This is a genomic window from Pseudoalteromonas sp. SCSIO 43210 (assembly GCF_054133285.1).
The window spans coordinates 1,538,982-1,552,491 of sequence record NZ_CP087225.1 but is presented as its reverse complement, the minus strand read 5'-3'; the positions used below and the strand labels follow the sequence as shown (position 1 = coordinate 1,552,491).

Below are 13,510 nucleotides of genomic sequence, written 5' to 3'. Positions count from 1 at the left end.
TCAGTTAAACACAGGGTTTCTGCAGATTTAAATTAAAAAAAGCCAAAAAACGAATTTAAAATGCAAAAAAACGCTTTCAAGGTTGACATAAAGGCTCAAAACCCTTAAAAATAAACCTATACAGAATTTTTAATTTAAAAGCAGTGTTTTGCTAAGTAGAGTAAAAACTATGAACACACACATTAATCTTTTAGTCGTACTCGTACTGGTCTTGGTTATAAGCCCAGCGGGGATGTATTAAAAGGTGATACTGCTTTTTAAAAACCCTCGCACTACGCGGGGGTTTTTTTATGCATAAAAAGCGCACAGAGGAATGAGGATGAGCAAACAAGAATATAATGGTTCTGAACTAGTTGTTCAGGCATTAAAAGATTTAAAGGTTAAATACATATTTGGCTACCCCGGTGGTTCAGTATTAGATTTATACGATGCACTTTTTCAACAAGATGATATTGAACACATACTCGTGCGTCACGAGCAAGCTGCTACGCATATGGCCGACGGCTATGCACGAGCAACTGGTGACGTGGGTGTTGTGCTTGCAACCTCAGGCCCTGGCGCTACAAACTGTATTACAGGTATTGCAACGGCCTACATGGATTCAATTCCTATGGTTGTATTATCAGGCCAAGTACCTACAAATTTAATTGGTGACGATGCATTCCAAGAAACTGATATTGTTGGCTGTTCTCGCCCTATAGTAAAACACAGCTTTAATTGTAGAAGTGCGCAGGAGATCCCTGCAATACTCGCTAAAGCCTTTTATATAGCCAGTACAGGTCGTCCAGGCCCAGTTGTAGTTGAACTCCCTAAAGACATGCTAAACCCTGCGATTAAGTTTGAATACGAATTTCCTCAAACAACAGAACTTAGAACATACAGTCCTAATACTAAAGGTCACTCTAAGCAAATTCGAAAAGCTGTTACTGCCATTTTAGAAGCTAAAAAGCTCGTTATTTATTCGGGTGGCGGCATTGTTATTTCAAACACGTCAGAGCAATTAACACACTTAGTTGAATCGTTAAATGCGCCAATTACAAACACACTAATGGGATTGGGTGGTATTTCAGGTGTGCACCCTAACTTTGTCGGTATGCTAGGCATGCACGGTACACTAGAAGCAAACAAAGCAATGGCTAACGCCGATGTTATTTTGGCATTAGGTGCCCGATTTGATGACAGGGTAACTAATAATGTTCAAAAGTTTTGCCCTAATGCCACGATTGTACATGTAGATGTAGACCCAACCTCTATTTCTAAAACAATCAAAGCGCATATTCCCGTTGTGGGTTGCTTAGCAACGGTGCTGGAGCAACTACAAGCAGGTATCGATAAAAGCCCAATTAAAATCGACCGCAGCGCACAAGAAGATTGGTGGCGTCAAATTATCAGCTGGCGCGAACAAAAATGTTTAAGCTACAACACTGATGGCGAAAAAATTAAACCACAAGCCGTGATAGAAGCTGTTTATAAAGCCACTAATGGCGATGCTTACGTAAGTTCTGACGTTGGTCAGCACCAAATGTTTGCAGCGCAATACTACCCATTTAAGCATCCTCGTCAGTGGATAAATTCAGGCGGCCTAGGCACTATGGGCTTTGGTTTACCTGCTGCAATGGGTGTAAAGCTAGCCTTTCCGGATAAAGAATCTGTATGTATTACAGGTGATGGCTCTATTCAAATGAATATCCAAGAACTATCTACCTGTTTACAGTACAACCTTGCGGTAAAAGTTGTATCACTTAATAACCGCTCTTTAGGTATGGTACGTCAATGGCAAGATATGGTTTACGGCGGACGCCATTCATCATCTTATATGGATTCCCTCCCTGATTTTGTTAAGTTAGTTGAAAGCTACGGACATGTAGGTATTCAAGTAAATACGCTTGATGAACTACAACCTGCAATTGACAGGGCGATGAGCATAAACGACCGCTTAGTCTTTTTAGATATTCTTGTCGACGAAAAAGAGCATGTATATCCAATGCAAATTAAATTAGGTGGCATTGATGAGATGTGGTTACGTAAAGGAGTAAAAGCATAATGCGTCGTATTTTATCTATATTATTAGAAAATGAACCCGGTGCTCTATCACGTATTGTTGGGCTTTTTTCACAACGTGCATACAATATTGATAGCCTGACTGTAGGTACAACTGATGATCAATCATTATCGCGTATCACTATTACCACCATGGGTGATGACCGTGTTGTTGAGCAAATAACAAAGCAAGTTAATAAACTTGTTGATGTATTAAAGATTATAGATTTAACCGAGATGAGTCACATCGAACGCGAGCTTTTATTAGTTAAAGTATTCGCGCAAGATGAATCAACCCGTGCTGCAGTAACCCGTGTGGTCGATGTTTTCCAAGGCGCTATTTTAGATATGGGACGTCAAAGTTACAGCCTACAACTTGTTAGTAGCACAGATAAGATAGAATCATTTTTAGATACGTTGCGACATGAAACTGACATTATTGAAGTTGTGCGCTCAGGTGCTGTAGGCATAGGAAGAGGCGATAAAGCCTTAAAAGCATAACTTACCTATAATTAAGCCATTGAAATTTGGCTTTTTAATAGATAAAAAAAAAGGGCTAATTAGCCCTTTTTTTATTTAATTTGTTAAACCTATTAAGGGTTTACTTGGTCTTTAAGACCTTTACCTGCTTTAAAGCTTGGGATAGTTGCTGCTGCGATTTGGATCTCAGCACCCGTTTGCGGGTTACGACCAGTACGTGCCGCACGTTCTTTTACTGAGAAAGTACCAAAACCAACTAACGCTACTGAATCACCTTCTTTTAAAGAAGAAGTTACAGCACCGGTAAACGCGTCAAGAGCACGAGTAGCGGCAGCTTTAGAGATTTCTGCATCAGTAGCAATTTTTTCAACTAATTGAGCTTTATTCATTGTTAGATTCCTATTCGTTATTATTTTGCCTTCGCAAATCCTATCTTTATGCATTTTTAAACAGTTAGCAACAGCAAATTGCATTTTTTGTTTAAAATCTTCAAAAACACATAAAATTTAAATAATTCTCGGTAAAATACAGCATGTTGAGTTAACAACAACTTAATTTAAGTACAATTTTGGTGCAACTTAGGCAACATAATAAACTATATTTTTTCGATAACTAAGGTCACTTCCCCAACCTCGACACCAAACTTAACAATAGATGTGCGGTTTATCAAGCGCGTTTGTGTAACCAAGTACATCCAATCGTTAAAATTAACGTTTAAAGTGCTGTCATCATATGCAAGTTCAACATTATAGTTCCAATGAAATACACTGCCATTACTTTTCCCTTTAGCTACACCAATAACATCATCAGCAGTGCCCGTTAGGCTGTTATCGTTATTAAGCGTTACTTTCCAAATACGTTTTTGTGTTTCACCATCATCGTAAACAAAATCTTCCTCAATAACACCCTGGTTACCATCCCACGTTGCATTCATATCTACGACAAGCTTGCGGGTCAATTCACCCTTAAAGTCTTGTACAACACCATAGGCTTTTAAATTTCCACTAAAAAATGTTTTAAAGTCAAAGTTTGGCGATGTATTTTTATAATGTTCAACATTTGGCGCTGAACAGCTAATTAAAAGTAGAGCTGATAAGCAGATCAATGCTGTTTTTAACGTGTTTAATATATTCATATTAATTCCCTAATAATTGCTTTCGTAGTTTTGGCTCAGAAGTTTTTTCGTCAAGCCAAATGGCTAAAAAGTCACTCGAAAATTGAAGTTCGTTTATTTCACCAATTTGTTCATCATTATGATAAAAAGTACTCATACCCTGCTCATTAGTGATCAGCGTTAGCGAATCGCCTTGTTTAATATCAGGCCAAATAGACAATAATTTACTGTCATATTTATCAGCTAGCTCTTTTTTTCCAATATGCTCCCACTGCTCATTTGTTGCTTTTACGATTTCTTTAGCTTCAAAGTCACGTAAATAGGTAAGTTTAAATTTAATAGGATGCGTTCCTGCGCTGTAATTACCTGAAGGGGTAAATAAAACCGCGTCATATACATCCCAAAATAAATACTCCATTCGTGCTTCGCCTACTTTATTAAACTGTGTGTCAGCTAAAACAATTGAAGTTGTAAGCAAATAAAAAGTAACTGCCTTTAGTATAAGTTTCAAAATAAGCTCCCTCGAGTCAATGAGTAATGTTACGAAATGGGAATTGTGGGCGATCAGCGGTTGATGAATAACTTAATTTTTTGGTTTATAAAAAGAATAGCAGTAAACACAGTAGACCAAAGCGCACCGTACACGAGCCAAAACTGCCATAAAGGTAAGCCTAAACTTATTACTTCAAAGCGCCCCCCAGCCCAATAACTTGCTGGCGCAAAAGCTATGCATACTAAAAAGGCCTGCCAAAGTTTTAACCTACCTAAAAAGATCATTGAGGTGTTTAAAGAAAGTAATAATGCAACCCATAAAAAGGCGAGCCATAGAGGAAAGGGATAAACTTTAAATTCTAACAAGCCTAACTTTACCGCTATAAACTCTAACAACATTGCTAAAGGTAGGGCTTTAATTAGTAGTAAGGTGTCTTGTTTTTTCTGCTTTGACAAACAAAACATTAAAACAATAATTAATCCGCTAAAAAATAGCGAATCAGCCTCAAGCAGCAATGATAAAAACCACACTGCTTGAAATAAAACAAAATTAATAACCGAGCGCAATATCATCGTTATCGCTCATAAACCTCGGTTTACGTGCCATTAAATGCACTGTGCTTGTAGCTCTAGCTCTAAACGCACCTTCGCAATAAGCAAAGTAAAATAACCACAAGCGATAAAAGCGTTCATCAAATTTTGAACGGTCCAAATCTGGCCAGCTTTTTATAAAACGGGTTCGCCAATCAGCTAATGTTCGTGCGTAGTGAGCACCAATATCATTAACAGTATGAATTACCATGTCGGTATTATTTTTAATCTGCTCACTCATTTCGTTAAGTGATGGCAAACATCCGCCCGGAAAAATATACTGTTGGATAAAGTCAGAATTTTTTAAGTAGTGCTTATAACGCTGATCGCCAATAGTTATAGCTTGTATGAGCATAGCACCATCATCTTTCAACAGTTCACCACATTGGGTGAAAAAGCTAGGTAAGTACTCATGGCCCACCGCTTCTATCATCTCAATAGAAACAAGCTTGTCGTACTTGCCTTTTAATAGTCTGTAATCGAGCTTGAGTAACGTTATTTTATTTTCAAGACCAAGCTCAATAATTTTATTTGCTACGTAATCGTGTTGTTCGTCAGATATGGTTGTTGTTGTAACATGGCAATCATAATGCGTGGCTGCATATATAGCAAAAGCCCCCCACCCTGTACCAATCTCAATAACTGAGTCATTTTTTTGAAGCTCAACTTGCTCACAAATGCGTTTAAGCTTGTATAGTTGAGCCTCTTCAAGTGTCGCTTCTTTTGTAGGATATACAGCACTTGAGTAAAGCATTTCTTTACTTAAAAATGATTCGTACAAATCATTACCTAAGTCGTAATGAGCAACAATATTCTTTTTAGATCCTGATTCAGAATTTTTATTTTTTATATGATTGAACCGGTGTGCGACATTGCTAAAAAATGCGAATTTTTTTTCAAACTCATCAAGTTGCTTTTCATTTATAGCAAATATTTCTATAAATGAGGTTAAGTTATCGCAAGACCAATGCCCAAGAATATACGCTTCGCCTGCGCCAACACTGCCTGACAGAGCAAATGCTTTATACATTGCTTTATCATTTACTGTAACAGTTGCTTTTAATTCTGAAGATGAATCCCCAAAAATAGTTCTTTCGTTTCCCTCAATCAAAACTATTTGACCAGTTTTAATTGACGAAAAGGCTTTAGTTACTAATTTTTTATATATGTTAGTTAACCAACTCGTGCTTTGTTCACAATTTAAGCTCGACACTTTATCCATTAAAATACCTATTTATTGTTCTAACTATCTGTATATGTTTTATGGCCTACCTGAGTGACCTAAAAAAGGCACTCGCTTTATAAATAACTTTAGCGCTTGATGGTAAATACCTTTAAAGATCGACCACGTCATGGCCGGAAAACGTTTTAGTAACTTACTGACTTCTTGATTAGTAAGCTCTGCACGTTTCAAACGAAGTGTTGCATCAAATAATAATACTTCATCTCGTTTATTTTCAATATGTATCAATGTTTTATCAGGCGACTGTCGAATATGCCAATGATAGTTCATATCTAAATTCATAAAAGGTGATACGGAAAAAACCTTCTTAAAGTTCACTTTTTTTTCTAGGGAGACTAAATAGTAATGGCGTTCATTCCACGGTGTATTACTTACTTCAGCAATCATATACGTAAAGCTATTATCGCTATTACCAAAAAAGTAAAAATTAACAGGGCTAAAATAAACCCCTAAACAGCGTAGTTGCCCAAGCATATAAACATGAGTAAATGTTTCCTTTATACCTAATGAAGAAAGTTGCTTATGAGCACGTTCAATAATGGGAGATTGGTCAAAAGCTGATAAACTTTGTAGGTAATCTGCCTCGTTAAACTTTAAGGCTTTTAAGCCTGATGTACCTAAGTTTTTATGTACACCATTTAATTGCTGAGGATTGTTTAGATCGACCCACATCATATACAAAGGATAGCTAAAACGATGTTCTTTAACAGCAAAACGGCGATGTTTTACATCGCCTAAATAAACTGCACTAGTCAAATTCGACCCCAAGCTGTTTAGCCACATCTACACCACTGTGTACGCCATCTTCATGAAAACCATTGTACCAATAAGCGCCACAAAAATAACTATTATTGTTCCCATCAATACTGTGTTTAAGTTTTTGAGCCGCAATAGATTCTTGGTTAAATACAGGGTGATGATAGGTAAACTCGCGCAAAATTTTACTTTGGCTTATTCCTTCAAGATGATTAAGCGTTACACAAAACTGTGTATCCGATTGTATACCTTGCAAAATATTCATTTGGTAAGTAACAACAGCTGCTTTATCAGTGTTGTTATTAAGTAGGTAGTTCCAGCTTGCCCATGCCGCTTTTCTATCTGGTAAAAGGTTTGTATCGGTGTGCAGCACCACTGAGTTCTCAGTGTAAGCTATTGCACCCAATACTGACTTTTCTTGCTCCGTAGCATCACCAAGTAGTGCAAGCGCCTGATCTGAATGACAAGCAAATATTACTTTATCAAATTTACTTTGCTCACCATTGGCAAACTCTATTGTTACTTCATCATTTTGACGCGTAACAGATTTAATATTTGTATTGAGGTTAATTTTATCGGCAAAGCCTCTGATCAGCGGCTTAATGTACTGACGAGAGCCTCCTGGTACTACATACCACTGTGGTCTATTGGTTACATCTAAAAGCCCATGATTAAAGAAAAACTTAACAAAAAACTCAACGCCTACGTTTTCCATTTCTTTAATACTGGTAGACCAAATAGCCGCGCCCATAGGAAGAATATAATGGTATTTAAAAAAGTCATTAAACTGGTTATCGTTAAGCAATTGCCCTAATGATTGATCAGACTGGTAATCACCTTTTTCATGCATTGCTTTGCACAGTTTGTTAAACCTAACAATGTCGTACAATAAACGCCAAAATTTTGGTCTGAAAATATTACGGCGCTGTGCAAACAAACTTGTAAATGTATGGCCATTATATTCAAAACCAGTGGCTTCGTTGTGAACACTAAAGCTCATTTCTGTTTTTTGTTTATTGACACCAATACGCTTTAGCAGTTTTTCAAAGTATGGGTAAGTTCGGTCATTAAACACAATAAAGCCTGTGTCTATTGCGTATTTGATGCCGCTTACATCAACATCAACTGTTGCAGTGTGACCACCTATGTAATCATTCTTTTCAAAAATGGTTACATCATAATGTTTGTGAAGCAAATGCCCACATGTTAAACCAGATACACCAGTTCCTATTATTGCTATTTTTTTCAACGGGCTAATCCTTTTGCGATTTTAAGCCAAAGTGGGAGTGGTAAAATACGTAATGCTTTTAATATAAGTGTAAAACGATAAGGGAAATGAACGTCTTTGCGGCGTTTTTGAATACCCTTAATCATGTAGTCAGCGGCTTTTTCAGCAGTAACGGCCATAGGCATCGGGAAATCATTTTTACTAGTGAGCGGGGTTTTTACAAAACCTGGATGAACTAAAGTCACATCAACATCATTTAAATCAACAGCTAAGCTTTTTGCTAAGTAACTTACACCCGCTTTTGATGCACCATAAGCTTCTGAACGAGGTAGCGCAAGATAAGTAACACTTGAGCTAACTAAAACAAGCTGGCCGCCTGGATTTATTTTAGGGAGTAACGCCTCAAGGCAATACCCCATAGAAAGTAAATTGACGTTTATTACACGCGCAAATAATGCACTATCAAAATTTCGCGCATCATCTATATATTCACAGTTACCGGCGTTTAAGATAACTCGCTCAAAATGAGGAAAGCCAATAGTAGACTCTTTTATATCTTGCAGGTTAGTTGCATCAAATTTACAAGCTTGAATATTGTCGTATTTAGCAAGCTCGGCGAGCTTTTCACTATTACGTCCGCAAGCTATAACAGTGTCTCCTAGCTGCGCATATTTAATTGCTAGCTGCTCTCCAATACCTGATGTAGCACCCGTTATAAGTGTGATCATAATTAACCTGTCCTTTTATCAATTAGCTTTATAACGCTACCAAGTAAAGGAATGTGTTTGTATAACAACTCGCCCACATTAAAGTAGTCTCTGTGCTTGATAATTTTGCCATCTTTAAAAATAAGCTTGCTATGACCTTCTACCGAAATAGTTTTACCTGATGAGAGCTTTGGATGTGCATAATGCATAGTCCAATAAATAAAAGCATTGTTACCGCTATTAAACGAATCACTAATATCAAACTGACAATGCTTAACATTGCTGTATAAGTTAGCAAAGTACCTGCGCAATTCTACAATGCCATTAATTTCATGCATCGGGTCTATAAACTGTATGTTGTCACAGTAAATATCACTCAATAAATCAAGATTAGTGCTATCAAGCTGTTGGTATATTTCAACAAATTTATCTACTGGTAACTGGTTATCCATATCACACCTTAAATGCAGCAAGTGCACGTTCTCGTGCCGCTTTATGATCAACTATTGCTGGCCAGTAACATTCCTTATCTTTGCCTGTTGCGGCTAAATAAGTGTGTGGAAAATGAATGTGTTTATCTGGCACGTTTTCAAGCTCTGGCAAATACTTACGGATAAACTTGCCCGTTGGATCAAAGCGCTCGCTTTGTCTGATAGGATTAAAAACTCTAAAATAAGGCTGAGCATCACAGCCCGTACTTGCAGCCCACTGCCAACCACCATTATTTGAGGCTAAATCGCCATCAATTAAGTGCTGCATAAAAAAGCGTTCACCTTCACGCCAGTCTATTAATAAATGTTTAGTTAAAAAGCTTGCAACAACCATTCGTAAACGATTATGCATCCAACCGGTTTGCTTAAGTTGTAGCATTGCTGCATCCACTAATGGGTAACCTGTACGCCCTTCGCACCATGCTTTAAAATCGCTTTCGCTTTTACGCCACACTACAGCATTATACTTTTCGTTAAAGTTATCGCCGCGCGAAAGCTTCGGAAATTCAGCAATTAAATGCCTGTAAAATTCGCGCCAAACAAGCTCGTTAATCCACGTAAACGTTTTACTTTTTGACGTAGTTAAAATATCAGGATAACGCTGCTGAATATTAATAAGCAGTTGCTTTGTGCTTACAATACCTAGTGCTAAATACGGGCTTAAACCCGATGTGCCTTTTACACTGGGAATATCACGCTGGTCGTCGTAACTTGTAAGTTTGTCGCATATAAAATTATCAACTACGGTAGAGAGTGTTTCGTCGTCAACCGGCCACTTATCTGAGCACCCATCATTTTTTAGTAAATCACTCTCGTCAAACTCAATAGGGTCAGAAGTTAAAGGCCATTGTGGCAAACTAAAGTGTGTATCTTGATACTGCTTTAACCATGCACGTTTAAATGGAGTAAACACTTTATACATTTCATTACTTTGATTTTTAACTGAGCCTGCAGGCGCAATTAAATCACCTTCGTACAAAGTAAAAGTAATTGTACGCTCATCGCATTCATGCAAAATTGCTTTATCGCGGTTTACTTCATTAAGCTCATATTCTGTATTAGCAATTACGTGTTTTACATCGTTTGCTTTACAAAAGTTAATGAGCTCGCGCGTACAATCACAAAAGCTAGGCGCTTCAATAATATGTAAAGTAATACCGTAATCAGCAAGTTGGGATTGAAGATAAGTAACTCGGCGCTTGAGTAAGTCAATCTGAATAGGCGCTGTTTGGTGTTGTTGCCACTGCTTTTCAGACACAAAAAAAATGGCGTGTTTAGCGCCATTGTTTAGCGCTTGAATTAACGCTTCGTTAGAAAAAAGGCGCAAATCGCGCCTAAACCAAAATAATGTATCCATTAAATACCAAATCGTAGTTTTAAATCGTGAGGGTATGGGTTAAAAAACACTTGTTTTTCAAGGTACTCATTCGGATGAACTTTCAAATGATGTTTTAACAAGGTAAGTGGTACATACAATGGCACCAATCCTTCGCGGTATTCATCTATCGCATCACGAAGTTCTTGTTTTTCAACCTTCGATAAATCAGTTTTAAAGTAACCTTGTAAGTGCATTAGCGTGTTGCAATTATTTCTGCGAGAAGCTGGCTTTTTAAGACCTGTCATCAAACCTAAAATATATTCATCAGCAACTGCATTTATATCGTCACCTACAAACGTTCCAAGCAGGTTACCCAAATCACGATAAGCTTGATAATTGTGAGCCATCAACAAATACTTATACTGAGAGTGAAATTGAGTAAGCTTGTGAACCGTAAGCGGCTCTTGTACTAACTTTTGCCAGTTTTTAAATACGTAAATTCTCATTACAAAGTTTTCACGTAAATGCATATCGTTTAAACGCCCGTTTTCTTCACATGGCAATAATGGGTTGTGCTTCATTATTTGCTCAGCAAAAAAACCAACGCCTTCTGAGGTATTACCCGTGCCTGCTTCATTGTATATTTTAATGCGTTCCATACCGCAACTTGGACTTTTCGCGCAAAATACAAATCCACTCAACTCTTTAGCTTGTTCTGTTGCAACTTTTTTACCATATTCGGTAAGTTGTTGACCTACTTCGCCAGTGCCATCTGGGCGACATACTTTAATAGTATCGCCCACTTTAACTTGGCGAATAGTTGGGCGAGGTATCGGTAAACCAACAGCTACTTCCGGACAAAACCGTGTGTATTCAACGTGTTTACCTAGCTCATCCATACAAAAATTTGATTTTTTATGACCCGTATCAAATCTAACTTTTTCGCCTGCTAAGCAGGCGCTTATACCTATTTTTATTATATCTGTGTGCATATATTCTCTTAGTAAATCAAATTACCTATTGGATTTAGTAACTTGCTGAAGCCCTTATTAAAATGTAGCGCACTACTGACAACTGTAAAGCACAAACACCCGTCTTTCGTTAAAGGTGTATGCTGATGACTACCATCTTGCCATATGAAGTCGCCTGGTACGTAACTACCATCTTCGTCACTAAACTCACCATCTAGAAGTAAAGTAACTTCAAATCCAGTATGCGTATGCTCTGGTATTTCACCACCCGCATCAATGTGTAACAGGCTAGAACGTAGCGCACCATCATCAAGCGAAACTCGAGATCGCGCTAACTTACCAACTTGTGTAAATTTACTATGAGAAATACGCGTTAAAGCACGCGGAAGCTGGTAGTTATGTTCATTTACTTTAATAGAAACAGGCTCTACCTCATAAACTTCATCGATAGAATCATCAGATGTGATCATATCAAGAACATTCAATTCAAAGTCTTCAAATAACTCAGATTGCTCTGTTTGAACTGTCTCAAATTGGACTGGCTCTTCACTAAATAACGCGTCTGCATTACTTGCTTCAATTTTAGCGACTTTAGCTTGGCACACAGGGCACATATCTACATGTATAGAAACGGCTAAACTCAGTGATGTAGCAAGTGATGCATCGCAATACTGTGTCAGTAAAGTTTCACTCGGGTGATGTTTAATCATGCTGATCTCCCATTTCATTACGTAATTTTTGCAAGGCCAAACGTAACCGTGATTTTACCGTGCCTACTGGAATGTTAAGTTGATGTGCAAGTTGCTCTTGCGACATATCTTGAAAATAAACGCCTCTTACCACTTCACGTTGAGCGATTGGTAGCTTGTCTAAATAGCGCTTAATTTGCTTATCTTCTAAATGATCACTGTATTCGTGATGTGTATCTTGTGATTCGTTTAATAACGGCCAAATATCTTCGCTTATGTTTTCTTCTTTGTTACTTTTCATTTTGCGAAGCATATCGAATGAAGCATTACGCATAACGGTATAAACCCACGTAGTCGCTGCACCTTTATCACTGTGATACAAATGTGCTTTACGCCAAACAGACGTTAACGTCTCTTGAACAAGCTCCATTGCTTGAGCTTCAACACCAAACTGCTTAATTCCAAAGCGTTTAATTTTTGGCGCAAAATATTCAAATAAATAGGAAAACGCTTTTTTGTCGCGTGATTGCGCAACGTCTATAAGCGCTTGCATGAGCTCTTTACTCGGCGTTTCTGGCATGGCAGTGTACTTACCTGTATTAGGTTCACAACGTGGTGACTGTTGTTGACTTACCATAATAATTTATCCCGTTATTGCTTTTGTATTAAGTAATACGGGCAATAATTAATTTAGGATCATAAAATTTAGGCAAATTCGTTATTAATCACAGTATGGAGGAAATTCAATAAGTTATCAAAGTTCGTTTCAAACGCAAGTTGCTGTTTTTTCTCGATAGAAATAGGCAGGAGCTCAAGCCAACGTGCTGCAATCCAAGGCAACTTGTCAAAATGAGTTTTTTTGTACAGTAAACTAAGTTCCGGATTACTTTCAAAGACGTTTAAAAGCGCATCATGTAATAGGTAATGTTTGCCAATTGAGTTGTTAATGTCCTTGTACCAATAAGGCGTCTTACAAGGCGATACCAGCCCATGTCGCAGTTCGTCTTCGTCTTGGTAAGCATCATTAATTTGCACGTTTTTAGATGCATATACATCAATTAATAATACATCGTTATCGTCTTGATCAAAATCGATAATATCAACAAGACAACCTTGCGCACTTATATTAAAAGGCGTGTCATGCTCGAATGTACAAAGCACAAACCCTGTATTATTTTTTAATGCGTTTTTAACCATATTTAAATAACGAGGCTCAAATATGCGTAATCGCGTATAACCTTCAGGTAACATAAAAATGGGTAATGGAAAAATCGCACGTTTCATAAAGTCTACTTATTTCAAACACTCTGCCTTTACTTACGTGCGCTTTTGCTAAGTCGATCAGCTTTGCATGAATCGAATTAATTACCTACTCCACCATTGGTTAAAT

Annotated in this window: 16 protein-coding genes; 2 read left to right on the top strand and 14 right to left on the bottom strand. The window is 37.6% G+C overall.

Annotation, left to right across the window (positions count from 1 at the left end):
- Window positions 1–319 precede the first annotated feature (319 nt).
- Both LOS73_RS06850 and ilvN read left to right on the top strand, forming a co-directional pair.
- Window positions 320–2,044 (top strand): acetolactate synthase 3 large subunit, encoded by a 1,725-nt coding sequence (locus tag LOS73_RS06850; RefSeq protein WP_149604971.1) that lies wholly within the window; start codon window positions 320–322, stop codon window positions 2,042–2,044.
- Window positions 2,044–2,541, top strand: coding sequence for an acetolactate synthase small subunit (gene ilvN, locus LOS73_RS06845; protein ID WP_007376319.1), 498 nt, complete (start codon window positions 2,044–2,046; stop codon window positions 2,539–2,541). The genes LOS73_RS06850 and ilvN overlap by 1 nt, the downstream gene beginning before the upstream one ends.
- Window positions 2,542–2,633: 92 nt before the next feature.
- Here the strand turns inward: ilvN and LOS73_RS06840 are convergent, their stop codons facing one another.
- The 14 genes from LOS73_RS06840 to LOS73_RS06775 all read right to left on the bottom strand — a co-directional run bounded on the left by LOS73_RS06840 (window position 2,634) and on the right by LOS73_RS06775 (window position 13,404).
- A complete protein-coding gene (locus LOS73_RS06840) occupies window positions 2,634–2,909 on the bottom strand; it encodes an HU family DNA-binding protein (RefSeq protein WP_002962474.1) in 276 nt (91 codons plus the stop codon).
- A 206-nt stretch (window positions 2,910–3,115) separates the two neighbouring features.
- Window positions 3,116–3,655 (bottom strand): DUF3833 domain-containing protein, encoded by a 540-nt coding sequence (locus LOS73_RS06835; protein ID WP_457934718.1) that lies wholly within the window; start codon window positions 3,653–3,655, stop codon window positions 3,116–3,118.
- 1 nt (window position 3,656) lies between these two features.
- The gene (locus LOS73_RS06830; RefSeq protein ID WP_033030203.1) at window positions 3,657–4,145 is read right to left on the bottom strand and encodes a chalcone isomerase family protein; all 489 of its coding nucleotides are present in this window, start codon (window positions 4,143–4,145) and stop codon (window positions 3,657–3,659) included.
- 53 nt (window positions 4,146–4,198) lie between these two features.
- Window positions 4,199–4,699, bottom strand: coding sequence for a DUF2878 domain-containing protein (locus LOS73_RS06825; RefSeq protein WP_033030202.1), 501 nt, complete (start codon window positions 4,697–4,699; stop codon window positions 4,199–4,201).
- Window positions 4,677–5,939 (bottom strand): SAM-dependent methyltransferase, encoded by a 1,263-nt coding sequence (locus LOS73_RS06820; protein ID WP_008137087.1) that lies wholly within the window; start codon window positions 5,937–5,939, stop codon window positions 4,677–4,679. The genes LOS73_RS06825 and LOS73_RS06820 overlap by 23 nt, the downstream gene beginning before the upstream one ends.
- Before the next feature lie 39 nt (window positions 5,940–5,978).
- Window positions 5,979–6,716, bottom strand: coding sequence for a DUF1365 domain-containing protein (locus LOS73_RS06815; protein ID WP_457934717.1), 738 nt, complete (start codon window positions 6,714–6,716; stop codon window positions 5,979–5,981).
- The gene (locus LOS73_RS06810) at window positions 6,709–7,965 is read right to left on the bottom strand and encodes an NAD(P)/FAD-dependent oxidoreductase (protein WP_007376325.1); all 1,257 of its coding nucleotides are present in this window, start codon (window positions 7,963–7,965) and stop codon (window positions 6,709–6,711) included. The genes LOS73_RS06815 and LOS73_RS06810 overlap by 8 nt, the downstream gene beginning before the upstream one ends.
- Entirely contained in the window at window positions 7,962–8,672 is a 711-nt protein-coding gene (locus tag LOS73_RS06805; RefSeq protein WP_007376326.1) for an SDR family NAD(P)-dependent oxidoreductase, read from the bottom strand. Before LOS73_RS06805 ends, LOS73_RS06810 begins: the two co-directional genes overlap by 4 nt.
- A gap of 2 nt (window positions 8,673–8,674) precedes the next feature.
- Window positions 8,675–9,103, bottom strand: coding sequence for a nuclear transport factor 2 family protein (locus LOS73_RS06800; protein WP_007376327.1), 429 nt, complete (start codon window positions 9,101–9,103; stop codon window positions 8,675–8,677).
- 1 nt (window position 9,104) lies between these two features.
- A complete protein-coding gene (gene phrB, locus LOS73_RS06795) occupies window positions 9,105–10,499 on the bottom strand; it encodes a deoxyribodipyrimidine photo-lyase (protein ID WP_007376328.1) in 1,395 nt (464 codons plus the stop codon).
- Window positions 10,499–11,452, bottom strand: coding sequence for a YbgA family protein (locus LOS73_RS06790; protein WP_007376329.1), 954 nt, complete (start codon window positions 11,450–11,452; stop codon window positions 10,499–10,501). Before LOS73_RS06790 ends, phrB begins: the two co-directional genes overlap by 1 nt.
- Before the next feature lie 8 nt (window positions 11,453–11,460).
- On the bottom strand, window positions 11,461–12,141 hold the full coding sequence (locus tag LOS73_RS06785; RefSeq protein WP_007376330.1) for a ChrR family anti-sigma-E factor: 681 nt from the start codon (window positions 12,139–12,141) through the stop codon (window positions 11,461–11,463).
- Window positions 12,134–12,757: a sigma-70 family RNA polymerase sigma factor gene (locus LOS73_RS06780; protein WP_002962457.1), complete on the bottom strand. Its 624-nt coding sequence runs from the start codon at window positions 12,755–12,757 to the stop codon at window positions 12,134–12,136. The genes LOS73_RS06785 and LOS73_RS06780 overlap by 8 nt, the downstream gene beginning before the upstream one ends.
- Window positions 12,758–12,825: 68 nt before the next feature.
- A complete protein-coding gene (locus LOS73_RS06775; RefSeq protein ID WP_008137099.1) occupies window positions 12,826–13,404 on the bottom strand; it encodes an LON peptidase substrate-binding domain-containing protein in 579 nt (192 codons plus the stop codon).
- Between the last annotated feature and the right edge of the window lie 106 nt (window positions 13,405–13,510).